This is a genomic window from Maricaulis sp. (assembly GCF_030149515.1).
Classification (GTDB): Bacteria; Pseudomonadota; Alphaproteobacteria; order Caulobacterales; family Maricaulaceae; genus Maricaulis.
Window position 1 is genome coordinate 61,074 of record NZ_JASBRI010000028.1, and the last position, 22,994, is coordinate 84,067.

The following is a 22,994-nucleotide window of genomic DNA, read 5'->3' on the forward strand; positions in this document are numbered from 1 at the left end:
TATGGCCCAGATCACGCATGACGAGGACGAGGTCGAGGCCAGCCGTGCCCCGCTGATCGATCACCTGATCGAGCTGCGCCAGCGTCTCATCGTCGTCATTGCCTTCCTTACGGCAGCTTTCGTGATCTGTTTCGTCTTTTCAGGTCAGCTCTACCAGCTGCTTTTGATTCCCTACCGTGATGCCGCAGCCGCCATTCGGGGCGTGCCGGTGGAGGAGCTGGATCTGACGGCGAATTTCTTCGCGCCGCTGGAGTTCTTCTTCGTCAGGCTGAAACTCTCGCTGGTCGGAGCGATCATCGTGATCTTTCCGGTCATCGCCTGGCAGGTCTACGGCTTTGTGGCGCCGGGGCTCTACAAGAACGAGCGCGGGGCCTTTGCGCCCTTCCTGGCGATGTCCCCCATCCTGTTCGGCGCAGGCGTGGGCTTTGTCTACTACTTCGTCCTGCCCATGGTGATGCGCTTCTCCCTGGGCCAGGAACAGGTGCCCGAACTGGCGGGGACGCGGATCGAGCTTCTGCTCAATGTCTCCGACTACATGAATCTCATCACCACCTTGATGCTGGTCTTCGGCGTATCCTTCCAGATGCCGGTATTTCTGATGCTGCTTGCCAAGGCGGGTATCCTGCGCGGGGAAACCCTCCTGAAGGGCTGGCGTTTCGCCGTGGTCGGTATCGCGCTGTTTGCTGCCTTCGCCACACCGCCCGATCCGGTGAGCCAGATCATGCTCGGCGGAGCGCTGCTGCTGCTCTACTTCCTCTCCATCGGCGGCATGAGGCTGATGGAGCCGAAGGACGAGCCGGACGAGACCTCCTGATCCGGTTTACGCCGCGCGCGGGCGCGGCTATAGCCGCCTTCTCCCATTCCTCCTGATCCTCCACCGGTTCCGCCATGCACGATATCAAGCTTATCCGCGACAATCCCGAAGCGTTCGACAAGGGCCTGGCCCTGCGCGGAATGGAAGCGCAGTCCGCCACACTGCTGGACCTGGATGCCCAGCGCCGGGAAGCTGTCACACGCCAGCAGGAGGCCGAGACCGAGCGCAACGCCCTGTCCAAACAGATCGGCAAGGCCAAGGCCACGGGTGACGAGGCCGAATTCAACCGCCTGCGCGGCGAGGTCGACCGGCTGAAGACAGTGCTGGAAGAGGCGGGGCAGCAGGCGCGCCATTTCGAGGAAACGCTGAACCAGCACCTGGCCGCGCTGCCCAACCTGCCGGAAGCCGGCATTCCGCAGGGCCAGGACGAGACGCAGAACGAGGAAGTGCGCCGCTGGGGCGAGGCGCGGGCTTTCGACTTCGAGCCGAGGGACCATGTCGATCTGGGCGAGGGGCTCGGCCAGATGGATTTCGAGAAGGCGGCGGCCATCTCCGGCGCCCGTTTTGTGGCGCTGAAAGGCGGCCTGGCGCGGCTGGAGCGGGCGCTGGCGCAGTTCATGCTGGACCTGCACACCGGCGAGCATGACTATACCGAAGTCTCGCCGCCCTACATGGTGCGCGACGAAGCGATGTTCGGGACGGGGCAGTTGCCCAAATTCGCCGACGACCTGTTCCGTACCACCGACCATCGCTGGCTGATCCCCACCGCGGAAGTGCCGCTGACCAATCTCGCTCGCGACGCCATCCATGCCGAAGACGCGCTGCCGATGCGCTTTACCGCACACACACCCTGCTTCCGCGCCGAAGCCGGTTCCGCTGGGCGGGATACGCGCGGCATGATCCGCATGCACCAGTTCCACAAGGTGGAAATGGTCTCCATCGTGGCACCGGATGAAAGCGCGGCCGAACTTGACCGCATGACGGGCTGTGCCGAGAAGGTCCTCCAGCTGCTGGAACTGCCCTACCGTGTGATGCTGTTGTGCACCGGCGACATGGGCTTTTCCGCCAAGCGGACCTACGACCTGGAAGTCTGGCTGCCCAGCCAGCAGGGATATCGCGAGATTTCCTCCTGCTCGAACTGCGGCGATTTCCAGGCCCGGCGCATGAATGCCCGTTTCCGCAAGGACGGCGAAAAGCGTCCGGCTTTCCTGCACACGCTGAACGGTTCCGGTGTTGCCACTGGCCGCGCCCTTCTGGCGGTGATGGAAAACCACCAGAATGAGGATGGTTCGATCACCGTACCCGAGGTGCTGCGTCCCTATATGGCAGGGATGGAGCGGATCGGGGACTGATCCGGTCGTGGCCGGTCGTCAACGCGATACCATCGCATCGGCCGGCTTTCGCTTTGCGGCGGAACTGATCGCCTGGATCGCCGGCCCGTGGGCTGTGGCCGTGCATGTTTCACCCGTCGCGGCGGTACCGGTCCTGATCGTGCTGGTGGCGCTGCCGGCCGTGTTCTCGACGCCGGGCGACAAGCGCCAGGTGCTCGTCCCGGTGCCGGGGCGTGTGCGCATCCCGATCGAACTCCTGCTCTACACCGTGGCGGCAGTCGCACCGTGGTTCGCCTGGTCCGATTGGGCGGGGTGGGCGTGTCTTGCCGTGGTCGCCGCGGGTCTTGGCTTCGGCATTCCCCGATTTCGTTGGCTGCGGGAGCGCTGAGCGGACGTCCTAGCGCTTGGCCGTGTTGGCCCGCAGCCAGGGTTCGAGCTTTTCGAACCGGAACTCACCGGCTTCGTAGAGCGGCAGGATGAAGTCGAGAGCCTCGTCCTTTCCGGCCGTCAGCCGGAGGTTGTTCAGGCCAAGAAAGATCACAGTTGCGGCAAGGGCTGTCCGCTTGTTCCCATCGATGAAAGGGTGGTTCTGGGACAGGCTTTCCCACAGCGCGGCGGCTTCTTCGATGACGTCTCGATAATAGCCCGAGCGGGGACGATGCAATGCGGCATCCAGTTGCCCCGGATCGCGCAAGCCCGCCGATCCTCCGTAACGGTTGATCTGCAGGGCGTGGATGTCGAGAACGTCTTCGAGTTCGAGATAGGAGCGGCTCACTCGGCCAGCTTCCGGTAGACGTCGTCATACTGCGCCATCGACTCTTCATGCAGGGCGAGAATGCGGGCCTTGCGATCAGACGTTTTGCGGGTTTCGATCAGATTGCCGATTGCTTCTTCGACCAAGGTCTGGATTTGCCGGCCTTCCGCCTTGGCTAAATTGCGAAGATCGGCCAGCAATGCACTGTCGATTTGTGTCGCAAACTTCTCGCGGGACTTATTCATGCCGGGCTCCATGCGTTGGCGGAAGCGTATCATGAAATTTCTTGATACTGCAAACTGGCGGATACCGTTTACGGGAAATTACGCGTCCAACTGGGATGCGTGGGCTGGCAGCGTTGCCGATTTCGTCTAGAAGCATGCGCTCGCCAGTCTCCCGACAGCAAGGACATCCGGCCCATGATCCCCGACAATCCGCGCATCCTTCTCACCAATGACGACGGCATCCGCGCCCACGGCCTGAAAGTGCTGGAGAGGATCGCGCGGCAATTGTCCGATGATGTGTGGGTCGTGGCACCGGCGGAGGAGCAATCGGGCGCCGGACGCTCGCTGACACTGCACTCGCCGCTCCGGGTCCGGAAATTCGACGAGCGCAAGTTCTCCATCACCGGCACGCCGACCGATTGCGTTCTGATGGGCGTGCAGGACCTCATCCCCGGCAAGAAGCCCGACCTTGTGCTCTCGGGCGTCAATCGCGGTCAGAATATCGCCGAGGACGTGACCTTTTCCGGTACCGTCGCCGGCGCGATGCAGGGCATGCAGCTGGGCATCCCGTCCGCCGCCCTGTCCCAGGCCTACGGGTTCGGAAAGGATGATCCGATCGAGTGGGAAACGGCCGAGCTCTACGGTGCCCCGATCCTGCGCCGCCTGTTCGACCTGAAATGGCCCGAGGACGTGCTGATCAACATCAATTTCCCGGACCGCAAGCCGGAGGATGTCACCGAGGTCGAAGTCACCCGCCAGGGCCGGCGCGACCAGCACATCCTGCACGCCGAACACCGCACCGATCCACGCGGAGTGGATTATTACTGGCTGGCATTCAAGGGCATCCTGTCCAATCCGCCCGAGGGTGTGGACCTGAAGGCCATCTATGAGGGCAAGATTTCCGTCACCCCCCTTCACATGGACCTCACCCACGGCGAAACTCTGGGCAATCTGAAACGCATGCTGGGCGGCGTCCCGCCCAAGCAATGAGAAAGCCAAGGCGATGAAACTCCCCGACCCGCGCATGATCCAGCTCGTTATGAGCCTGCGCGGCGGCGGTGTGACCGATGCGAAGGTGATGGGCGCCATCGAGCGCACGCCGCGTCACCTCTTCGTGCCACAGCGCTTCGGTGACCAGGCCTATGACGACCGCGCCCTGCCGATCGATTGCGGCCAGACCATCTCCCAGCCCCTGATCGTCGCCCTCATGACGCAGGCGCTGAAACTGGACGATCGTTGCAAGGTGCTCGAGATCGGTACCGGCTCCGGCTATCAGGCTGCTGTGCTCGCCCGGCTGGCGCGGCGGGTCTATACGGTTGAGCGCTATCGTACCCTGGCCAAGGAGGCGGAGGACCGCTTTCACGCGCTGCGCCTGACCAATATCGTCGCCCGGATCGGTGACGGCACGCAGGGCTGGCCGGAACAGGCGCCGTTCGACCGCATTATCCTCACGGCTTCCGCGCCGCAGCGTCCGGATGCAATCCTGGAACAGCTCAAGGAGGGCGGCATCGCCGTCGCTCCCGTCGACCGGGGACCGAAACAGGTGCTCGTGCGTTATATCCGGCAGGGCGGCGAGATATCCGAGACGGACCTTCTGGACGTCCGGTTCGTTCCGCTGGTGAAAGGCGAGGCCAGGGCGCTCTGACTGTCATGCGGACGGTGTTGCGTGCTAATCTGCGGCCATGGCGATCACACTTGAAATGCTGGATACGCCAGGCTTGGTGAAACTAGTGATCACCGGGCAGGCGAGCCGCATCGATCATGTCGTTCACATCAACCGGCTTGACGGAATGATCCGTTCCGGCCGGATGCGGGCCCTCCTGGTCGATGCGAGTGCGGCCGAACTTCTCGGCAAGGACAGTTTCTCGCACGAAGTCTGGGACGCATTGTTCACCGTGATCCGCGATATGCCGTTTGCCTACCTGCCGCCCAAGGGACACGAAACGCCCGAGCGGCGGGCCATGATCGACACGCTGGTCCGTGAATGGGACGGCCGCTACCGCGAATTCGACTCCTGCGATGCCGCGCTGGCCTGGTGCCGCGACATGCTCAGTGCGGGAGAATGAACCAGACTGCCCGGGTAGTTTCTTTGTCCCGGCGCTGGACGTCATCGCCTGTGCATCATTTAATATCGCACCGGGTCCGCATCCGGCAGCGCATGGCTAACCGGCGGTTAAGCCTTGGTATGGCTTGATGCAGCTCGATTTGTCGGCCGGAGTGCGTTGCCAGCGATGCGTGTGCCTACCCTGATCTGTCTCATAGCGGCTTTGAGCGCCGGCCTTGCGGCCTGCGCCTCGACGCCGCGCGAGCCGGCCCGGGTGGAAAACCGCTATCCCGGTGCGAACGTATCGGGCTCAAGCAGTCCGTCGCGGATCTCCCGCATGGATTGCGGCAACAGCTATACGGTCCGCCGCGGCGACACCCTCTCCGAGATCGCCGTACGCTGTGGTGTGGACATGGAAGAGCTGGCCTCGGCCAATTCGCTCTACCGGCCCTATGCGCTGAATGTGGGCCAGGTGCTTTCGATGCCGCGGCCGCCGGTGCATGTGGTCCAGCGTGGCGAAAATCTCTATCGCATCGGGCTGCGCTACGACGTGCCCTTCCAGCAGCTGGCGGCCCACAACGGCATTCGCCCGCCATACAATCTGGAAGTCGGTCAGCAGATCCGGCTGCCGCAGGGTGCGACCGTGGTCAATCTCGCCAGCCGCGACACGAGTGCGGGATCCGCTTCCACCTCGCGCGCGCCCACCCGCGAAACCTCGCCGCCACCTGCCCAGGCCGGGGCGCCCCGGTTCGACTGGCCGGTTCGCGGTGCCGTTCTGTCCAGTTTCGGCCGCAAGCCCGATGGCGGCCGCAATGACGGTATCAATATCGAAGCGCGGACCGGCGACAGTGTCCGGGCAGCTGCGCCGGGCCAGGTCGTCTATGCCGGCAGCGAATTGGCGGGCTATGGACAGCTCGTCCTCATCCGCCATACCGGCGGTTTCGTGACAGCCTACGCCCACAATTCCCGCCTCATGGTGCGCGAGGGCGACCAGGTGAGCCAGGGCCAGATGATCGCCGAAGCCGGTTCCAGCGGCTCGGTCGACCGTCCGCAGGTCCATTTCGAGATCCGCAACGGCGTCAATCCCGTCGACCCGATGAGCTATCTGCGCTGACACGCGGCATGACGCCCAACAGTCAGGCCTTGTTGCAACACAGGCCTGCGCCGATATAGTCCCGCGCAATTCTTTTTTGCGGCACGGGCGGCTCGGCTGATCCTGTGCCCCGGCTATTTGGGGTCTCGCTCAACATGGAAGCTTTTCTCGCCTCTCCGATTCCCATGCTCGTCCTCATGGGTCTCGTCTTCTATTTCCTGCTCATCCGCCCGCAGCAGAAGCGGATGAAAGAACACAAGGAAATGGTGGAAGGCCTCAAGCGCGGTGACGAAGTCGTCACACAGGGCGGTCTCATCGGCAAGGTGGCAAAGGTCGCCGACGAGGAAGTCACGGTCGAGCTGGCCGACGGCGTGAAGGTGCGCGTGGTGCGCCAGACCATTGCCTCGGTGCGCGGCCGTCCCGAGCCGAAGCCGGCCAACGACGCCAAGTCCGACTGATCTTTCGACCGTAGCTGAAAGGCCGCGCTGCCATGCTGTATTTCGGGCGCTGGAAACTGCTCGCCATTTTCGTGGTCATTCTGGCCGGGGTGCTCTATTCGCTGCCCAATTTCGTGCCGGAAGACGTGCGCTACGAGATCGACGAGGCGGCCGGTACAAGCGAGCCGCGCGGCATTTGGCGCTTTATTCCCTCGAGCACCGTCAATCTCGGCCTGGACCTCCAGGGCGGTTCCCACATCGCCTTCCAGGTCGACATGGACGAGGTACGCACGGCCCAGCTGGAGGGCCTGGCTGCGGATGCGCGCCAGACCCTGCGCAATGAACAGCTTCTGCCGCGTTCGGTCGCCGTGATCGGCGAAGAGGTTGTGGTGCTGTTGATCCGCGAGGAGCAGCGCGATCAGGCCTTCGAGAGCCTGCGCCAGCTCAACGGGCCCGTCACCACGGTTTCGGGTCAGCCCGGCCTGGCCCAGATGTACGACATGCGCCGTGATCCGGACGATCCCGGCGCCATTCGTATCGGTGTGACAGACGAACAGTTCGAGGCGATCAAGGAACGTACGCTGCGCCAGTCAATCACCGTGATCCGGCGCCGGATTGACGGTCTGGGCACGACAGACCCGACCATCGCCCGGTCCGGCGATGACCGTATTCTGGTGCAGGTGCCCGGCGCGGAAGACCCGCAGCAGATCATCGACCTGGTTGGCACCCAGGCCGCGCTCAGTTTCCATCTCGTCGACAATACGGTTGACCCGGGCCCCAACGGTCAGGCACGCGTGCCGCCTGGACGGACGATCTATCCCGTCGCCAATACCCAGCCTGTGCAGTACCTCGCGGTCGAGACACGGCAATTGCTGACCGGTGAAAACCTGACCAGTGCCAATGTGACCACGCATCCCAGCTATACCGGCCCGGTGGTCGGTTTCAGGCTGGATACGCAGGGCGCGCTGGTCTTCGGGGACATCACCACGAACAATCGCGGCCGCCAGTTTGCCATTGTTCTGGACGACGAGATCATTACCGCGCCGCGCATCAACGAGCCCATCCTGGGCGGTTCGGGTGTCATCGGCGGCGGATATACCTACGACACCGCATCCCAGCTGGTCATCCTGCTCAACGCCGGCGCCTTGCCCGCGACGCTGACGCCGGTCGAGCAGTACACCATTTCGGCCAGTCTCGGCCGGGACCAGATCGAGAGCGGCAAGCTGGCGATCATGATCGGCTTTGCTGCCGTGATCGTGTTCATGGTCGTCGCCTACGGGGTCTTCGGCGTATTCTCGGTGACCGCACTGCTCGTCAATGTAGTGCTGATCCTGGGTGGCCTGTCGGGCCTGGGGATGACGCTGACCCTGCCGGGCATTGCCGGTATCATCCTGACGATCGGTATGGCGGTGGACGCCAATGTGCTGATCTTCGAGCGCATCCGGGAAGAAGTCCAGCACGGCCGAACCCCGGCGAATGCGCTGCAGGCGGGTTACGAGCGCGCCCTGGCGGCCATCCTCGACGCCAATATCACGACCTTCATCGCTGCGGCCGTGCTGTTCATGCTCGGTGCCGGCCCCGTGCGCGGTTTTGCCGTGACGCTGGGTATCGGCATCGTCACGTCGGTGTTCACGGCCTTCGTCTTCTCGCGCCTCCTGGCGGTGCTGTGGCTGCGCGGCTTCAAGCCCAAACAGCTGCCGATTTAGGGGGAGGGACACGCCATGACTTTCGCACTTATAAAATACCTGCCGACCACGGCGAACGTACCCTTCATCCGCGGTCGCATGATCGCGCTGGGTTTCTCGGCGCTCCTGATCGCCTTTTCCCTGTTCGAATTTGCCTCGGTCGGGATCAATTTCGGCATCGATTTCCGTGGTGGTATCCAGACCGAGGTGGAAACCGGCGCGGAGACCACGACCGAAGATCTCCGCACAGTTGCCGCTGCCCTCAATCTGGGCGAACCGCGCATTCAGGAAGCGGGCAATCAGCTCCAGGAGAGCCGGACCTTCTTTGTTTCCCTGCCCCTGCAACCGGGAGAGGGCAATGAAGCGGAACTTGCCAACCAGGCGGCCCGTGAGGCGTTGGAGGCGGCGCTGACGGAGAATTTCGCCGATCTGACCGTGCGCGGCACCACCGTTATCGGCGGTGCAGTCTCGCAGGAATTGGTGGTGACCGGTTTCACGGCCATTGGCGTCGCGCTCTTTCTGATGCTGATCTACATCTGGTTCCGCTTCGAATGGCAGTATTCCCTGGGCGCCATTGTCGCCCTGATCCATGACGTCATTCTGACTGTGGGCATGTTCTCGGTCACCCAGATGACGTTCGACCTGGCGACGGTCGCCGCGATCCTGACCATTGTCGGCTATTCCATGAACGATACCGTCGTCGTGTATGATCGCATTCGCGAAAATCTGCGCAAATACAAGAAGATGCCGCTTTCCGAAGTGCTGAACCTGTCGATCAACGACACGCTGTCGCGCACCATCCTGACCTCGCTGACCACGCTGGCTGCGCTGATCTCGCTCTACATGATCGGCGGCGCCTCTCTGGAAGGTTTCGCCTTCGCCATGATCTGGGGCGTCCTGATCGGGACCTACTCCTCCATCTTCGTGGCGGCACCTATCCTTCTCTTCACCGAGGTGCAGCGCGAAGGCACTCAGCCCAGCTAGACAACCAGGGAACGAAGCCCCCTATCCTGAAACGCGAATTCCTGTAATTTTCCCCTGTGTAACAGAATCAAGCTGAACACAGGGGAGGGAATTCATGGCTGGAGTTCTGACTAATCTGCGCACGACGGTGATCGTGTCGCTTCTGCTCGCCGTGATTTATCTGGCGGCCTACGTACTTTCCGGGGCGATCACCGTCGGCCCGGCCTTCTGGCAGGCCCTGGCGCGCTGGACGCATGTCGTCTCGGGTATCATGTGGATCGGCCTGCTCTGGTATTTCAACTTTGTGCAGATCCCGAACATGCCGAACATCCCGGACGAGCAGAAACCGGCCATCGGCAAGGTGATCGCGCCGGCCGCGCTGTTCTGGTTCCGCTGGGGGGCGGCCTTCACCGTTCTCACCGGTCTGATCGTGGCCGGCCTGCGCGGCTATTCGCTGGAAGTCCTGTCGCTTGGGCTCCTGGCCGACACCTACACGCCGCAATATTCCTTCATCGGGATCGGCATGTGGCTGGCCATTATCATGGCGGCGAATGTCTGGTTCGTGATCTGGCCGAAGCAGAAAATCGCCCTGGGCATTGTCGAGGCGGACGCCGATGCCAAGCCGGCTGCGGCGCGTACGGCCATGCTGTTCTCGCGCACCAATACGCTGCTGTCCTTGCCCATGCTGATCGCGATGGCGATGGCACAGACCGTATTCGGCTGACCCTCCGAACAGGTCCGACAACAAGCAGGGCCCGCTATCCGGCGGGCCCTGCGACATGTCTGGGGGAACATGTGAGCCAGACGGGCAAGCGAACAGGGAGGGGCGCCCGTCTGTATAAAATGGAACGGCGGGGCCGGCACTTTCCGTCGCACCCGCCGCCGCTTTTTCAGTCGAAGGCGAAGCTGGCGTAGACCAGCGGACGAAAGACTGCGCCGGTGCGTGGATCGGGCCGGTGCTGAGAGGGCTGGATCTGGGTCAGGGCAACGGCGCTGACCCCGGTGGCCGGGCTGACGAAGAAATCCGTGTCGAAATATCCGCCCCAGCTGAAATCGCCGACAACACCGCGGGCTTGTTGGCCGTTCGCTGGTGCCAGGACCACATCGCCGCCATAGGCATAGGCCCGGCCCTCCCAGGCTTCACCGAGCTGTTCGGGCGTCGTATGGGGCCGCATCATCAACTCGACGGTCCCGGTTTCGAGAATACGCACTTCGCCCAGTGCGCCGCCATTGGCCAGCATCATCGCGAACCGGGCATAGTCGCGCGCCGTGGAGACCAGGCCGGCACCGCCGGATGCCCAGTCGGGCATGAACGCCTCGGGGTATTCCGTAAGGCTGCCATCCCCGGTGTGCACGTAGAGAGGGGACATCTCATCCTCGGAAAAGTCGACATCCTCGAAGAAGAATCCGGTCGACGTCATGCCGAGGGGCTCGAAGATTTCGGTTTCCAGATAATCCTCGAAGGCCATGCCCGAGGCCGCCTGCACGACCGCGCCGAGCACATCATTGGCATAGGAATAGATCCAGCGTTCACCCGGATCGGTATAAAGCGGGAGCGCCGCGAGCTGCTCCATGCGGGCATTCAGATCGCCTTCGCCGGAATAGAGCGAGTTGTCGATATAGAGCCGGCCGAGATCGGTTTCTCCATCGAAGATATAGCCCAGTCCCGCCGTATGGGTGAGCAGATGGTGCACGGTCATCGCCGTGTCCGGCTCGCGGGTCTGGATCTCGCTCGCCTCGTTGGCCATGGGGCTGACCGCGACGCGAACGTTGGCAAAGGCCGGAATATAGTCGCCAACAGGATCGTGTGGCGAAATGCGGCCGTCCTCGATCAGCGTCATCACGGCCACGGCGGTAACCGGTTTGGACATGGAAGCGATGCGCACCGGGCTGTCCACGGTGAATGCGTCGCCGGTCTCGATGTCGATCACACCGGCCTCGGCGATATACGCCACGTCCTCGCCTCGCGTGACGATGGCCGCATAGCCGGGACGGACGCCGTCTGCGACAAGAGCTTCGAAACGCGCATCGATCGCATCCAGCGCGGCTGGATCGAAGCCAAGTGCGCGCGGGTCGTCGACCGATTCGAGCGATTGGGCAAAGGCAGGCAGGCCGGTGGCGGCAAACGCCAGGACGGCCACAACGGAACGGTACGCCATGAATCTCCCCTCGGGATTTGTTATCGACCGAGGGGGAGGTTAGGGCGGGCTCGCGCACTTGGCGAGCCCGGAGCCAGGCCTACTGTGCCGCGGCGAGGTTCTCGGCGGCAAATTCCCAGTTCACCAGGTGTTCGAGGAAGGCCGAGATGTAGTCGGGACGGCGGTTCTGGAAGTCGAGATAATAGGCGTGTTCCCATACATCCATTGTCAGAAGCGGGGTGATGCCGGCCTCGGTCAGCGGTGTTTCCGCATTCAGCGTCTTGCGCACTTCCAGCTTGCCGTCCTTCAGCACCAGCCAGGCCCAGCCAGAGCCGAACTGGGTGGCGCCGGCCTTGGCGAAGGCGTCCTTGAACGCGTCGACGGAGCCGAAATCGCGATCGATCATTTCGGCCAGCTGGCCGGTCGGCTGGCCGCCCCCATTGGGCCGCATGGATTGCCAGTAAAAGGTGTGGTTCCAGATCTGGGCGGCATTGTTGAAGATGCCCTGCTGTTCCGGCTTCCCGGCGGTTTCGCGGATCACGTCTTCCAGCGATTTCGGTGCCAGCTCCGTCCCTTCGACCAGGCCGTTGAGGTTCTTCACATAGGCGGCGTGGTGCTTCCCGTGGTGGAATTCCAGTGTCTCAGACGAGATATGGGGAGCCAGCGCATCCTTGGCGTAGGGAAGATCGGGCAGGGTGAAAGCCATGAAAACCTCACATTGGACTGAAAGTGGGAAGGATAAAGGCCTTGCCGGCCATTGTTCGATGCCCGGACATATGGTGTGGGAGACGGCTCTGTCCACCGGTTAAGCACATGCCCGAGAACGATTTCGACACTTTGCTCAGATCCGCCGATCCGGATCGGCGTCTGGCCGCCCTGTTCGCCCCGCCCGACGTGCGGCAGCGGCTGTTCGCGCTCTATGCCTTCAACCAGGAGATCGGCAAGATCGCCGAGGCGACGTCCGAAGGTATGATCGGAGAGATGAAACTGACCTGGTGGCGCGAGGCGGTCGCCGATCTCTACCTGAGCGAACCGAAGATCCGCCGCCATGCGGTCACAGAAGGCCTGGCCGGATTGACGGACCGGCTCGCCGAGCCCGACCTGACGGCGCTGATCGCCGCGCGTTACGACGATATCGGGGCCCGGCCCTTTGCTTCGCTGGACGATGTTCTGGCCTATGTCGACGCGACGGCGGGACAGTTGATGCAATTGGCGCTCACGCTCTGCGAGGCCGAGTTGGATGCGGATGTCGTGCGTGCTGCCGGGCGGGCCTGGGGCCTGACCGGTCTGCTGCGTGCCTTTCCGGTGCGCGCCAAGATCGGCCGGGCGCCGGTGGGCGGTGACGATCTCGGCCGGGTGGGGGCGACGCCGGCCATGCTGGCCCAGGGGCTGGGTGAGGAGAAGGTCGCCGAGGCAATCAAACCGGTGCGCGACGCCGCGGAATCCGCTCTGACCGATCTCGACACGGCCGGGCCGCTGCCTGCTGAAACAGTGCCTGCGCTGGGCTATGCCCGGCTGGCACGGGGCTATCTGGACCGGCTTCCCGGGAAGCCCTACCAGCTTGCGCCGGAGCGGCCGCTGCTGCCGCGCCAGCTGCGCCTGACCTGGCTGTCGCTGACTGGCCGGTGACATTTTCTTTTACAGGACTAGAGTTGAAGCTGGGGCCCGGATCGCGCATCACGGCCCGTCAAGAAGAATCGATCAGGGAGACGACGTCATGTTCCACGCGCTCATCACCGGCGCCAATCGCGGTCTCGGCCTCGAGCATGCGCGGCAATTGCTGGAACGCGGCTGGCACGTGACCGCCGCCGTGCGTAATCCGGATGCCGCGGCCGAGCTGAAGGCCCTGCCCCAGGGCGAGGGCAAGCTGGACGTGGTGGCGTACGATGCGGCCGATCTGGGTGCGGCCGGCAAACTGGCCAGGCTGGTCGACGGGCCGATCGACCTTCTGTTCGCGAATGCTGGGATGATGACGCCCACGACGCGGCAATTCGGTTCCGCGGCCAACGAAGACATGACCCTGGAATTCCGGGTCAATTCGATCGCGCCGCTGGCCCTGGCAGAAGCCTTCGCCGATCGGGTCGCGGCGTCGGACATGAAAGTTATCGCATTGCAGTCGTCGCGGATGGGCTCTATCGCCGACAATGGATCGGGCGGTGCTTACGGTTACCGGGCCTCGAAGGCCGCCCTGAATGCGATCGGCAGGTCGCTGAGCCATGATCTCAAGGACCGTGGCATCGTCGTTCTGATCCTGCATCCGGGCTGGGTACGCACCGATATGGGCGGTCCCAACGGCCAGCTGACCGTTCGGGAAAGCGTCGAGGGACAGCTGGATCTGATCGCGCGGGCCTACAACCAGCCGGCAATGTCCGGCCGTTTCTTCCATGTGTCGGGCCAGGACCTGCCCTGGTAGACCGGTCCTGACCGTCGCACTTTTTGCAGGGTCTATTTCTTCGCGATCACCATGACGCGGCTCTTGGAGACGTGTTCCGCCGTGAGGTGCGGGCCGTCCTCGCTGAATTCCAGCGTGGTGTCGTCGCGTTCGATCACGTCGCGAAGCGTGTTCATGTACGCGTCGTCGGCAAGCGTCAGCGCGTTGAAGGAAACGGCCAGGCGCGCGCCCGGCTTCAACCCGTCGACGATCGCCGGGAGACATTCCGCCGGCGCGGCGCCGACCGAAACGGCGCCCACGGCGGCCACAACGTCGTAATCCTTGAACATCGCCGTATCCGGCACGCCCAGCGGCGTCTTGAAGAGCTCGTTGTAGAGCCCCTTGGCGCGTGCCTTTTCGAGCATGCCTTCGGAGATGTCGCAGCCGTCGAGCCGGTTGAAACCGGCTTCCTTGAGGGCGCTGCCGGACAGGCCCGTACCGCACGCCCAGTCGAGAATGCGCGGATTGGACTGCGTTGCCGGCAGACACTGTTTCAGCGCTGCGGCGATACGCCCGGGTGTCTTGTATGAATTCGTGCCGAGATCGTCGTCATAGCTGCTGGCCCAATCGTCATAGGCTTCGCGCTGCTCGCCCTGATCGTCGACGGTGTAGATCTTGTCCAAGTAAGTATCAGTCATGCCCCAAGGCAAGCATGCTGAAATGGGGAAGTCCACCGCTGCCCCGTAAAGCTTCCATGACGAATGCAGGTCTAGGCGTTCTGCCAGGCCGACAGGTCGTCGAGCGCGCGAGCGCTCATGGCCATTTTGCGCGCCACGCCTTTCGCCTTGCCGCGAATACGCTTGCCCTCGGCGTCGACTTTTGGCGTTTCGATAGCGGGGAAGAGGCCGAAATTGACGTTCATCGGCTGGAACGAGCCCTTGCCGCCGTCCAGATGACCGCCCGTGACATGCGCGATCAGCGCACCCATCGCCGTTGTCGCGGGCGGTGCGCCGATCGGCCGGCCCAGCCGTTCCGCAGCCGCATAACGCCCGGCGAGAAGACCCATCGCGGCGCTCTCGACATAACCCTCCACCCCGATCAGCTGGCCGGCAAAGCGCAAGCGCGGCCGCGACTTCAGCCGCAGCTGGCTGTCCAGCAATTTCGGCGAGTTGAGGAATGTGTTGCGGTGAATACCGCCCAAACGCGCGAACTGGGCCCCTTCCAGGCCCGGGATCATGCGGAAGATATCGGTCTGGGCGCCGTATTTCATCTTGGTCTGGAAGCCGACCATGTTGAACAGCGTGCCCAGCGCATTGTCCTGTCTCAGCTGCACGATGGCCCAGGGTTTCACGGTCGGGTCGTGCGGATTGGTCAGGCCGACCGGTTTCATCGGGCCATGGCGCAGGGTCTCGCGGCCACGCTCGGCCATGACCTCGATGGGCAGGCAGCCGTCGAAATAGGGCGTGTCGGCTTCCCACTCCTTGAACTCAGTCTTGGGGGCGTCCAGCAGGGCGTCGATGAAGGCGTCGTACTGGGCCTTGTCCATCGGACAGTTGAGATAGGCTTTCTTCTCCGCCTCCGTTTCGCCCTTGTCATAGCGCGACTGGAACCAGGCCTTCTCCAGATTGACGCTCTCCCGGTAGATCACCGGAGCAATGGCATCGAAAAAGGCCAGTTCGCCTTCGCCGGTCTCGTCCAGGATGGCTTTTGACAGGCTGTCGGAGGTGAGGGGGCCGGTGGCGATGATCACGCTGTCCCACTCTTCCGGCGGCAGGCCGGACACCTCGCCGCGCTCGACGGTGACCAGCGGATGCTCGCTCAAGGTCTTTGTGACGGCGGCGGAGAAAGCGTCGCGATCGACCGCCAGCGCACCGCCGGCCGGCAGACGGTTCCTGTCGCCCATCGTCAGGATGATCGAGTTCAGCTGCCGCATCTCCTCATGCAACAGGCCGACAGCATTGGTGCGGTGATCGTCCGAGCGGAAGGAGTTGGAACAAACCAGTTCGGCCAGCCCGTCCGTCTTGTGGGCATCGGTGCCCTTCACCCCGCGCATTTCGTGCAGGATCACGGGCACGCCGGCGCAAGCCAGCTGCCAGGCGGCCTCGGAGCCGGCCATGCCGCCACCGACGATATGGACGGGTTTCATCGCGTTTTCGGTCATGCGCGGCATATCGAGCCGGCACGCAGGGGAGTCAATGGGGATGGCTCAGTGGCCGGCCGCGTCTGCCCCGTTTTCGGCTTCCTCGGTCCCGGCCGGCCGGACCGCATCCTGGATCCGGTCGCGCATCTGCTCGACCGCGGTGTCCGAACGGCTGACCCCGGCTTCACACACGGCATCGAGCGCGGCCCACTGCGTGTCTTCCAGCGCCGGTTCTCCGGACCAGTCCAGCGCCGCCGCCGCTGCGCGGGCGCGGGCGGCTCGCCGGGCCGTGTCCGGATGGGTGCGCAGCACAGCGCGCAGCCAGGCTTCGGCGCGGGTGCCCGAATCCGGTGGTGCGGTCGCGTCATCGCCGTCATTGCCGGCCTCTGTGTCGGCTTCCATGTCTTCGAACACCACCTGCATGCGCTCGAAGAAATCGGCGAGTGCGTGCGGGTTGAGATCGGCAGTGTGGAGGTATTGCAGCGCATATGCGTCGGCCTCGGCCTCAGCGCCGCGCGAATGACGCAGGCTTTCCAGGGTGGCGCCGGTGCGGGCGAGCTCCTGGCCGGCGCCGGAGCCGCCGCCGATGAGGAATTCGAGCAATACGCCGAAGCCCATCTCCCGCAATTGCGCGGCCATGACATGGCGGTGGGCGATATGGGCCGCTTCGTGGGCCAGTACGCCGGCGAGTTCGTCCGGGCTCTTCATCTCGTCGATCAGCTCGTCGGTAATCACGATATGGCCGCCCGGCAGCGCGAAGGCATTGGGGAAGTGTGCGTCGACAATGCGCGGGCGGAATTCGAAGGGCGAGTCCGAGACGGCGTGAAGGCGCCCGGCCAGCTCGTCGAGCGCGGCCTGGGCTGTGTCGGTGGTTTCGCATTCGTCGGTGAACCAGGCGACGAACTGGTTGGAGCGTTCGCCCAACCGGTATTCGACGTCCACGGGTATGGCATGGGCAAGCGGATGGGACAGGGCGGGCAGGCCGAAGAAAAGGAAGCCTGCGATGCCGGCCGCCGTCGCCGTTAGCGTGCCGCCGAGTATCCAGGTGCCGCGCCGGGCCTGGCCCGGATCCAGCAGTTTCGGCAACAGCGCCCGCAGGCTGGCCACGCTGTCAGGTTCGATGCTCAGCCGGGCGTCAGACCCGCGTTCGGTCAGGACAACCGCCCCGTCCGGCCGGTCGGGCAGGCGTTTGAGCCGCCGGATGCGCCAATAAACGCGCAGCGCCTCTCCGGTAATAGCCAGCCGCCGACCCTCGACGGCAATCGTGACGGCGTGGATCGCTGCCGTATCGCCGTCGGCGAAGGTGCCGGTTATGACAGACGGATCAGATGACATTGCCGATATCGAATGCGTCGGCGAGCCCCTCGCCGGATTTCGGTCCCCGGTCGGCATTCTGGCGGATCGTTTCGATATCGATTTCGCCATTGGCCTCCAGGCGGTTGAAAACATAGCGCCACAGCCGCATCTGCGCGATGGGCAGGCCGAAGCCCAGCGTGAAGACGATGATCAGCAAGTTGACCACATAGACCCAGCCCAGGCTGAGAAAGCCCGCCCGCAACCGGAAATCCAGATCGTCCAGGCCCAGGATTTCGGCCTTCCGGCGTAGCAGCGCGGCCGCATAGGGCAGGGAGAAGAGGCCGACCACTGCAAAGAAGACGAACAGCGCCGCATACATTTTCACGATCATCATGAGGGTCGGCGTCGCCGGAACCTCGCCTGAGGCGAGGTCGGGCCAGATCAGCGCCATATAGACAACGACAAACGCGATATAGCCGATCACTCCGGAAAACCAGGCGAGCGCAAAGGCGGGATAAAGAGGGCCGGCAAGACCTTCATCCTCCTGCAGGATCGTGAACTGGCGGTCGCCATAGAAGGTTTCGCGCCAGAGCCGGCGGGTCAGGCGCATCTCGGCGGCAGGACTGTACCAGCCCAGAGTGATGATGCTCAGCAGCGCATAGCCGATGGTGGCCCAGGCATAGCCGTTGGCCGAGCCGGCCTGGCCCAGCCGGATACTGCGCCAGGTCGTGCGCGAGAGGCGATAGCGCCGCGCCACCCACATGGCGATGCCCAGCAGCCAGTAGAAAAAGAGCAGGAAGGGGATATAGGCCACGCCGAAGACAAGCATGAAATGCTCCGGCGGCAGCAGCAGCTGGCCGGCGAAGAAGAGTGCATAGACCGGCAGGAAAATCGCGATCATCACAAAGATGAAGGAGCGGAACAATTCCCAGCCTGTACCGGTATATTCCAGCGGTATGCCGTTGATCGTGGTCGTCGACCAGAGATAGCGCCGCACCCGTGTGCGTCCCCAGAAACGCCAGAGGGTCAGGGTAACGATGTTGAGCAGCGCGTTGAGCAGGGTGATGGGGGCAATGCCGCCCCAAGTGGCGGAACTGGCGAAGACAAGGCTCTCCCCGCGCCGGGCCCCGGCGGTGTCGGGAAGCGGTTGGGGCGGCGTACCGGCATCCTCCGGAACCGCGCTCGTTCCGGCTTCCCCCGTCTCGTCTGTCATGGACGCCCCCGGCACTCGAACAGGCCGACACGTTAGCGTGGCGCGAGCTCCGGTCAATGTGGAACCGGCCCCGGATGGCAACCTGAAGTAGCGGGTGTTCCGCCGATGGCTCTGGCGCGGCGGGACGGGGCAGATGCATTTCCTGGCCAGTACGGCCGCCCTTGTGTGTGCACCGAAACGATGCGGCATGCGGTGCGTTCGGGCAGGGCCTGACGGTGCACTTTCACTTCAAACTGCGCTAGAGGGTCCAAATTCGCTCGTTTTTCCGGAGCCGCGGACCCGTCCATGCCCCAATCCCAAGTCCCTGTCCTGCGCAGTGTGTTCGCCGCCTATGCCTTTTTCATTGCGCACTGGCGTCCGATCCTCGTGGCGGGAATACCCTATACGGCAGCATACGCAGCGCAGCTGGCGCTGTTGCAGACACAGCGTGCGGGTGACGCGCAGGCGGTCCTGGGGCTCGGGCTGATGGCGCTGTCCATCGTCACGCTTGTGACCAGCGTGGCACTGTCGGCAGCGGCGTTGCGCATGGCCGTGCGCGGGGATTTCGGTGGCTGGCTGGGCCTGCGTCTGGGGCAGGACGAGTTCCGGATCTTCGTCGTGTCCATCCTGGTAGCGCTGCTCACCCTGATCGTCTTTGTCCTGGTCTTCCTGTTCTGGGGCACATTGTTCGGCACGATTGCGGCGGGCAGTCTGGAACGCGCGGGCATCGACCCGGAAACGGCCGGCTTCGATCTCGCCCAGGCGACCGGTTATATGGGAACTGCAGACTGGGTCATCGTGGTCCTGTCCGGACTGGCGGGGCTGGCGATCGTGGCCTGGTTGTCGGCACGCCTGGTGCTCTCGCTTCCCGCCACGATTGCCCAGGGGGCGATCCGCGTGATGAAGGTCTGGCCGCTCAGCCACCGCAATGGCTGGCGGATCGCTGCGGCGCTCGTGCTGGCGGGCGTGCCGGTGACCATTGTCGAGCTGGGCCTGTATGAGGTGCTGAGCGCGATGCTGGGCCATCGCGTGATCGACGTGACCGCCGTTCTCGGGCCGGAATTCGCCGAAACGCCGGGCATTGCCCGCATGCGCGAATACAGCCTGTGGATGGGTCTGTTTTCGGCGATCAATATTCCCGTGTTTTCCGGTCTCTACGCCTATATCCACCAAAACCGCACGCGCGCTCTCGCCTAGCGGGGGACGGGGCGGGGCCGCTTCCCTCTGGCACCTGTGGATGGATCGGGCATCATGGCGGCCTCGTCAGAAAAGGCCGGGAGGGGTCGCCATGACGTCACGCCAATTCGATATCGGCACTGCCATCTTCTACTTTTTCAAGCGCTTCGGTGAAAATCCGGGCGGCGCGATCTGGATCGCGCTGTGTCAGGCTGCCCTGGTTGCCGTCTTGGTTGCCGGCGCCTTTGCCATCATGATTCCGGCCTGGGAAAACCTGGTCGAACTGGTCATGCTCGAGGAGAGCGGCCGGCTCAGCGAGGAGGAGGCCGTCGCCCGGGTCTTCGCCATGATGGGGCCGAGCCTGATCGTGCTCACCCTCGCCTCGCCTGTCGCCATTGTCTGCGCCTTGATGTTCCAGGGCGCCTGGCTGCGCTTTCTCACACACGGAGAAGTGAAACCGGGCATTCCCTTCCGGATCGGCGGAGACGAAATCCGCCTTCTGGGTGTGAACCTGCTCTATATCGCCCTGGCCATCGCCGCGTATGCGGTCGTCGCCGTGATCTTCGTGGTCACGGGCGTGGGCGCGGCCTTCTGGATCGAGGGCAGTGGCCATGATGTGGGCGCAGGTATCGGCGCCGGGCTGATGATGATGACGGTAGTCCTGGCGGTGATGGTTGCCGCGCTGATTGTGGCGGTCAAACTCGCTTCGGCCCCCGCGATGAGTGTGCGCGAACGGCGGTTCCGCTTCTTCGAGAGCTGGAGTGCGACGAAGGGCGTATTCTGGCACATGCTGGTCAGCTATGCCGCCGTCGCGGTGATGATGCTGGTGATCTCCACCATTCTCGGGTTTTTCGTGCAGATCCTGCTGCTGGGCGCGATGTGGCCGTTGATCAACGAGATAATCCAGCTGGACATGGCAGGCGGCGCGTCGGATCCGCAGCAGGTCTTCGACATGCTGGGCAATTATTTCTCCCACCCGGGTACGATTGCTGTCCTGATCGCGGTGTTCCTGGCGGGGTATGCGGTGCAGATCGCGCTGGAAGGCATGTGGCACGGTGTGGGTGCCTACAATGCCGTGCGCAATGATGGCGGCGAGAGCCGCGATCTTGACGCGCCGACGCTGGAGGACGGGCATCCCATGGGCAGTTCGCCGAGCGAGGGTTAGCGGCTCTGCACGGTTCAAGATTGGCGGCCCGGTTCGATCGAACCGGGCCGCTTGTTCCTGGGCGATCGCATGAGGATCGCAACCTAAGAGTATTTCTGATAATCTGTCGCCATCAGGCTGTATCGTGCGGTCTGACAATGCGACAGGGAGACTGTGCCATGAGCACCAATGTAGCAGGCGTGTACATCACCGGCCTGTTCGGTCAGGGCGGACTGCTGACCCCAACCAAGACCGAGCTCCTGAACTCGAAAATGAACGACTATATCTTCTGGTCGGTTCATGTGAACGCGGATGCCTCGCTCCACTACAACAACGAACCGCTGGCCGAGAACGGTACGTTGAATGCGGCCACGGCGGGTCCGATCGGCGACATCATTTCCGACGCCAAACAGGCCGGCCTGGTGTCCTCGGTCTGGTTCTCCATTGGCGCGGGGGGCGTGAGCGACTTCCAGAACATCCAGAGCATTCTCGACAAGGGCGGCACGCTGGAAAAGACGCTCTATGCCAATCTCAAAGCCCTGATGGGGTTGGGCGCGACCGGTTTCGATCTCGACTATGAGGAAGATCTGAGCGACCCGTCAGCCTTTATCAGCCGTTTTACCGTCGGGCTGAACCAGAAGCTGGGCGCGCGGGTCACCTATTGCCCCTACTACGGCCCGCAGATGTGGATCGATGCGCTGATCGCCAATCAGAAGGCGCTGGGCCGTCAGCCGGTCAAGGCCTTCAATCTGCAATGCTATTCCGGTGGCGGCGGCAATGATCCGCGCACCTGGGTGCAGGCAATCCGCGATGCAGGCCGGGCAACCGGCGTGAGCGATCCCAATGGCTTTGTCCGGCCCGGCATGGCCGTGGCCGGTTCGGTGTCGGCACCGGCCCTGAGCCCGTCGCAGATGACCGATCAGCTCAATGGGTGGGGCTCGCCCGGCGGCTGGATCTGGAACTCGGCCAATGTGCTCAAGAACCAGCAGTCACAGGGTTACTCCATTCCGGACTATGCGGGGGCCCTGTTGGATGCGCAGCTGGTAAAACCGCCGGAAGGAACGCCGGCGGCATAGGGCGCGGGCGCCGGGAATCTGTTAGGATCGACGTGCGGGAATGCCGGTCGTGAAATCCCTCTGGTGCGCAGTGGCGGGCCGGTGCACGCGACTGGCCGGATGCCGATCCGCCGCGCGTGCGGCGGATCGGCTTCAGTCAGGGACGGTTTCTTATGCTTGTCGATATCGCTCTCGTCTTGGCGGGGCTTCTCCTGCTTTTTCTCGGCGGTGAAGGTCTGGTACGCGGCGGCGTCGCCCTGGCCGAACGCCTGGGCCTGTCCAAACTGCTGATCGGGCTGACGGTGGTCGCCTTCGGCACGTCGACGCCGGAACTTCTGGTCTCGGTCAATGCCGCGCAGAACGGCACGCCCGATATCGCCCTGGGCAATGTCGTGGGATCGAATATTGCCAATATCCTGTTGATCGCCGGTCTTTCGGCCCTGATCGCGCCGATCCTGGACTGGAAACGCACCATCGTGCGCGACGCCCTGGTGATGGTCTTCGCCTCACTGGCGCTGATGGCGCTGACCCATGGCGCGGCGATCGGCCGGCTGGAAGGCGCTGTCTTTCTCGGGGTTCTGATCACGTATCTGGCGGCGACCTACTGGATGGAGCAGCGTGAGCGTACGAGTAGTGTCTACGCCGAGGAGGCGGCCGAATTCGAGGGCGTCGCCCTGCAATCGCCCTGGATCGCCGGCGGTTTTGTTCTGGGCGGGATTGCCGCCTTGATGTTCGGAGCCGACCTGCTGGTCGACGGGGCGGTGTCGATGGCGCGGCTGTTCGGCGTGCCCGATGCCGTGATCGGACTGACCCTGGTGGCTATCGGCACCTCGCTGCCTGAGCTTGCCACTTCCATCGTGGCCGCCCTGCGCCGGCATTCCGATGTGGTTCTGGGCAATGTGATCGGCAGCAATATCTTCAACATCCTGGCCATTCTCGGCATCACGGCCATCATTGCGCCGATCCCGGTGAGCGAACGCTTCCGCCTGGTCGAAACCCCCGTCATGCTCGGCGTGGCGGTTGTGACCGTATTGCTGCTGGTGGCGCTCAGGCGCTGGAACCGTGTTGTGGGCGCCGCAATGCTGGCGGCTTATGCCGTGTATCTCATCTGGCAGTTCGTATAGCGCCAGCGGCCCT

General features: G+C 63.7%; 25 protein-coding genes. 17 read left to right on the forward strand and 8 right to left on the reverse strand.

Annotated features, from left to right (window positions below; all coding sequences use genetic code 11):
- The first annotated feature begins 1 nt into the window (after position 1).
- The 3 genes from tatC to Q1U94_RS13055 all read left to right on the forward strand — a co-directional run bounded on the left by tatC (position 2) and on the right by Q1U94_RS13055 (position 2,533).
- Positions 2-814: a twin-arginine translocase subunit TatC gene (gene tatC / locus Q1U94_RS13045; protein ID WP_300545433.1), complete on the forward strand. Its 813-nt coding sequence runs from the start codon at positions 2-4 to the stop codon at positions 812-814.
- A 74-nt stretch (positions 815-888) separates the two neighbouring features.
- Positions 889-2,166, forward strand: a complete 1,278-nt coding sequence (gene serS, locus Q1U94_RS13050) for a serine--tRNA ligase (RefSeq protein WP_300545435.1) — start codon at positions 889-891, stop codon at positions 2,164-2,166.
- A 7-nt stretch (positions 2,167-2,173) separates the two neighbouring features.
- Entirely contained in the window at positions 2,174-2,533 is a 360-nt protein-coding gene (locus tag Q1U94_RS13055) for a hypothetical protein (RefSeq protein ID WP_300545439.1), read from the forward strand.
- A gap of 9 nt (positions 2,534-2,542) precedes the next feature.
- Here Q1U94_RS13055 and Q1U94_RS13060 read toward each other — a convergent pair whose 3' ends face one another.
- Together Q1U94_RS13060 and Q1U94_RS13065 are read right to left on the reverse strand one after the other, a co-directional pair.
- Positions 2,543-2,920, reverse strand: a complete 378-nt coding sequence (locus Q1U94_RS13060; RefSeq protein WP_300545441.1) for a type II toxin-antitoxin system death-on-curing family toxin — start codon at positions 2,918-2,920, stop codon at positions 2,543-2,545.
- Positions 2,917-3,144, reverse strand: a complete 228-nt coding sequence (locus tag Q1U94_RS13065) for a hypothetical protein (protein ID WP_300545444.1) — start codon at positions 3,142-3,144, stop codon at positions 2,917-2,919. Before Q1U94_RS13065 ends, Q1U94_RS13060 begins: the two co-directional genes overlap by 4 nt.
- Before the next feature lie 174 nt (positions 3,145-3,318).
- Here Q1U94_RS13065 and surE point away from each other — a divergent pair, with 174 nt between their 5' ends.
- From surE to Q1U94_RS13105, 8 genes are all read left to right on the forward strand, one after another.
- A complete protein-coding gene (gene surE, locus Q1U94_RS13070) occupies positions 3,319-4,113 on the forward strand; it encodes a 5'/3'-nucleotidase SurE (RefSeq protein ID WP_300545446.1) in 795 nt (264 codons plus the stop codon).
- A 13-nt stretch (positions 4,114-4,126) separates the two neighbouring features.
- Complete coding sequence (locus tag Q1U94_RS13075; protein WP_300545448.1) at positions 4,127-4,768, forward strand: protein-L-isoaspartate(D-aspartate) O-methyltransferase; 642 nt, start codon at positions 4,127-4,129, stop codon at positions 4,766-4,768.
- Between the two features lie 37 nt (positions 4,769-4,805).
- Complete coding sequence (locus tag Q1U94_RS13080) at positions 4,806-5,189, forward strand: hypothetical protein (RefSeq protein ID WP_300545451.1); 384 nt, start codon at positions 4,806-4,808, stop codon at positions 5,187-5,189.
- A 165-nt stretch (positions 5,190-5,354) separates the two neighbouring features.
- The gene (locus Q1U94_RS13085; protein WP_300545453.1) at positions 5,355-6,281 is read left to right on the forward strand and encodes a peptidoglycan DD-metalloendopeptidase family protein; all 927 of its coding nucleotides are present in this window, start codon (positions 5,355-5,357) and stop codon (positions 6,279-6,281) included.
- Between the two features lie 134 nt (positions 6,282-6,415).
- A complete protein-coding gene (gene yajC, locus Q1U94_RS13090; protein ID WP_300545455.1) occupies positions 6,416-6,718 on the forward strand; it encodes a preprotein translocase subunit YajC in 303 nt (100 codons plus the stop codon).
- A gap of 32 nt (positions 6,719-6,750) precedes the next feature.
- A complete protein-coding gene (secD, locus tag Q1U94_RS13095; protein ID WP_300545457.1) occupies positions 6,751-8,403 on the forward strand; it encodes a protein translocase subunit SecD in 1,653 nt (550 codons plus the stop codon).
- A 15-nt stretch (positions 8,404-8,418) separates the two neighbouring features.
- Positions 8,419-9,366 carry a protein translocase subunit SecF gene (gene secF / locus Q1U94_RS13100; RefSeq protein ID WP_300545460.1) on the forward strand — a complete coding sequence of 316 codons (948 nt, stop codon included), beginning with the start codon at positions 8,419-8,421 and terminating at the stop codon, positions 9,364-9,366.
- A gap of 94 nt (positions 9,367-9,460) precedes the next feature.
- Positions 9,461-10,069, forward strand: a complete 609-nt coding sequence (locus Q1U94_RS13105) for a urate hydroxylase PuuD (protein WP_300545462.1) — start codon at positions 9,461-9,463, stop codon at positions 10,067-10,069.
- A gap of 166 nt (positions 10,070-10,235) precedes the next feature.
- On the opposite strand, the gene Q1U94_RS13110 is transcribed toward Q1U94_RS13105, so the two are convergent.
- Together Q1U94_RS13110 and Q1U94_RS13115 are read right to left on the reverse strand one after the other, a co-directional pair.
- Entirely contained in the window at positions 10,236-11,504 is a 1,269-nt protein-coding gene (locus Q1U94_RS13110; protein WP_300545464.1) for a serine hydrolase domain-containing protein, read from the reverse strand.
- A 79-nt stretch (positions 11,505-11,583) separates the two neighbouring features.
- Entirely contained in the window at positions 11,584-12,189 is a 606-nt protein-coding gene (locus tag Q1U94_RS13115; protein ID WP_300545466.1) for a superoxide dismutase, read from the reverse strand.
- Between the two features lie 107 nt (positions 12,190-12,296).
- Between Q1U94_RS13115 and Q1U94_RS13120 the strand changes: the two genes are divergently transcribed.
- Both Q1U94_RS13120 and Q1U94_RS13125 read left to right on the forward strand, forming a co-directional pair.
- Positions 12,297-13,112 (forward strand): squalene/phytoene synthase family protein, encoded by an 816-nt coding sequence (locus Q1U94_RS13120; protein WP_300545469.1) that lies wholly within the window; start codon positions 12,297-12,299, stop codon positions 13,110-13,112.
- An 88-nt stretch (positions 13,113-13,200) separates the two neighbouring features.
- Positions 13,201-13,896, forward strand: a complete 696-nt coding sequence (locus tag Q1U94_RS13125) for an SDR family oxidoreductase (RefSeq protein ID WP_300545471.1) — start codon at positions 13,201-13,203, stop codon at positions 13,894-13,896.
- Between the two features lie 32 nt (positions 13,897-13,928).
- Here the strand turns inward: Q1U94_RS13125 and Q1U94_RS13130 are convergent, their stop codons facing one another.
- The 4 genes from Q1U94_RS13130 to Q1U94_RS13145 all read right to left on the reverse strand — a co-directional run bounded on the left by Q1U94_RS13130 (position 13,929) and on the right by Q1U94_RS13145 (position 18,503).
- Positions 13,929-14,537 (reverse strand): methyltransferase, encoded by a 609-nt coding sequence (locus Q1U94_RS13130; protein ID WP_300545473.1) that lies wholly within the window; start codon positions 14,535-14,537, stop codon positions 13,929-13,931.
- Between the two features lie 86 nt (positions 14,538-14,623).
- Positions 14,624-16,024, reverse strand: coding sequence for a methylenetetrahydrofolate--tRNA-(uracil(54)-C(5))-methyltransferase (FADH(2)-oxidizing) TrmFO (trmFO, locus tag Q1U94_RS13135; RefSeq protein WP_366917294.1), 1,401 nt, complete (start codon positions 16,022-16,024; stop codon positions 14,624-14,626).
- 36 nt (positions 16,025-16,060) lie between these two features.
- On the reverse strand, positions 16,061-17,329 hold the full coding sequence (locus Q1U94_RS13140; protein WP_300545478.1) for a M48 family metallopeptidase: 1,269 nt from the start codon (positions 17,327-17,329) through the stop codon (positions 16,061-16,063).
- The gene (locus Q1U94_RS13145) at positions 17,319-18,503 is read right to left on the reverse strand and encodes a YjgN family protein (RefSeq protein ID WP_300545479.1); all 1,185 of its coding nucleotides are present in this window, start codon (positions 18,501-18,503) and stop codon (positions 17,319-17,321) included. Before Q1U94_RS13145 ends, Q1U94_RS13140 begins: the two co-directional genes overlap by 11 nt.
- A 285-nt stretch (positions 18,504-18,788) precedes the next feature.
- On the opposite strand from Q1U94_RS13145, the gene Q1U94_RS13150 reads away from it, so the two are divergent.
- The 4 genes from Q1U94_RS13150 to Q1U94_RS13165 all read left to right on the forward strand — a co-directional run bounded on the left by Q1U94_RS13150 (position 18,789) and on the right by Q1U94_RS13165 (position 22,981).
- Positions 18,789-19,679 carry a hypothetical protein gene (locus Q1U94_RS13150; protein WP_300545480.1) on the forward strand — a complete coding sequence of 297 codons (891 nt, stop codon included), beginning with the start codon at positions 18,789-18,791 and terminating at the stop codon, positions 19,677-19,679.
- 91 nt (positions 19,680-19,770) lie between these two features.
- Complete coding sequence (locus Q1U94_RS13155) at positions 19,771-20,823, forward strand: hypothetical protein (RefSeq protein WP_300545481.1); 1,053 nt, start codon at positions 19,771-19,773, stop codon at positions 20,821-20,823.
- Between the two features lie 158 nt (positions 20,824-20,981).
- Positions 20,982-21,878, forward strand: coding sequence for a hypothetical protein (locus tag Q1U94_RS13160; protein WP_300545482.1), 897 nt, complete (start codon positions 20,982-20,984; stop codon positions 21,876-21,878).
- Between the two features lie 152 nt (positions 21,879-22,030).
- Positions 22,031-22,981 (forward strand): calcium/sodium antiporter, encoded by a 951-nt coding sequence (locus Q1U94_RS13165; RefSeq protein ID WP_300545484.1) that lies wholly within the window; start codon positions 22,031-22,033, stop codon positions 22,979-22,981.
- The last annotated feature ends 13 nt before the right edge of the window (positions 22,982-22,994 follow it).

Excerpts from the sequence above, each read along its gene's own strand:
- tatC (WP_300545433.1), top strand. The coding sequence starts at position 2 with ATGGCCCAGATCACGCATGACGAGGACGAGGTCGAGGCCAGCCGTGCC.
- serS (WP_300545435.1), top strand. The coding sequence starts at position 889 with ATGCACGATATCAAGCTTATCCGCGACAATCCCGAAGCGTTCGACAAG.
- Q1U94_RS13065 (WP_300545444.1), bottom strand. The coding sequence starts at position 3,144 with ATGAATAAGTCCCGCGAGAAGTTTGCGACACAAATCGACAGTGCATTG.
- surE (WP_300545446.1), top strand. The coding sequence starts at position 3,319 with ATGATCCCCGACAATCCGCGCATCCTTCTCACCAATGACGACGGCATC.
- Q1U94_RS13075 (WP_300545448.1), top strand. The coding sequence starts at position 4,127 with ATGAAACTCCCCGACCCGCGCATGATCCAGCTCGTTATGAGCCTGCGC.
- Q1U94_RS13080 (WP_300545451.1), top strand. The coding sequence starts at position 4,806 with ATGGCGATCACACTTGAAATGCTGGATACGCCAGGCTTGGTGAAACTA.
- Q1U94_RS13085 (WP_300545453.1), top strand. The coding sequence starts at position 5,355 with ATGCGTGTGCCTACCCTGATCTGTCTCATAGCGGCTTTGAGCGCCGGC.
- yajC (WP_300545455.1), top strand. The coding sequence starts at position 6,416 with ATGGAAGCTTTTCTCGCCTCTCCGATTCCCATGCTCGTCCTCATGGGT.
- secD (WP_300545457.1), top strand. The coding sequence starts at position 6,751 with ATGCTGTATTTCGGGCGCTGGAAACTGCTCGCCATTTTCGTGGTCATT.
- secF (WP_300545460.1), top strand. The coding sequence starts at position 8,419 with ATGACTTTCGCACTTATAAAATACCTGCCGACCACGGCGAACGTACCC.
- Q1U94_RS13105 (WP_300545462.1), top strand. The coding sequence starts at position 9,461 with ATGGCTGGAGTTCTGACTAATCTGCGCACGACGGTGATCGTGTCGCTT.
- Q1U94_RS13110 (WP_300545464.1), bottom strand. The coding sequence starts at position 11,504 with ATGGCGTACCGTTCCGTTGTGGCCGTCCTGGCGTTTGCCGCCACCGGC.
- Q1U94_RS13115 (WP_300545466.1), bottom strand. The coding sequence starts at position 12,189 with ATGGCTTTCACCCTGCCCGATCTTCCCTACGCCAAGGATGCGCTGGCT.
- Q1U94_RS13120 (WP_300545469.1), top strand. The coding sequence starts at position 12,297 with ATGCCCGAGAACGATTTCGACACTTTGCTCAGATCCGCCGATCCGGAT.
- Q1U94_RS13125 (WP_300545471.1), top strand. The coding sequence starts at position 13,201 with ATGTTCCACGCGCTCATCACCGGCGCCAATCGCGGTCTCGGCCTCGAG.
- trmFO (WP_366917294.1), bottom strand. The coding sequence starts at position 16,024 with ATGCCGCGCATGACCGAAAACGCGATGAAACCCGTCCATATCGTCGGT.
- Q1U94_RS13140 (WP_300545478.1), bottom strand. The coding sequence starts at position 17,329 with ATGTCATCTGATCCGTCTGTCATAACCGGCACCTTCGCCGACGGCGAT.
- Q1U94_RS13145 (WP_300545479.1), bottom strand. The coding sequence starts at position 18,503 with ATGACAGACGAGACGGGGGAAGCCGGAACGAGCGCGGTTCCGGAGGAT.
- Q1U94_RS13150 (WP_300545480.1), top strand. The coding sequence starts at position 18,789 with ATGCCCCAATCCCAAGTCCCTGTCCTGCGCAGTGTGTTCGCCGCCTAT.
- Q1U94_RS13155 (WP_300545481.1), top strand. The coding sequence starts at position 19,771 with ATGACGTCACGCCAATTCGATATCGGCACTGCCATCTTCTACTTTTTC.
- Q1U94_RS13160 (WP_300545482.1), top strand. The coding sequence starts at position 20,982 with ATGAGCACCAATGTAGCAGGCGTGTACATCACCGGCCTGTTCGGTCAG.
- Q1U94_RS13165 (WP_300545484.1), top strand. The coding sequence starts at position 22,031 with ATGCTTGTCGATATCGCTCTCGTCTTGGCGGGGCTTCTCCTGCTTTTT.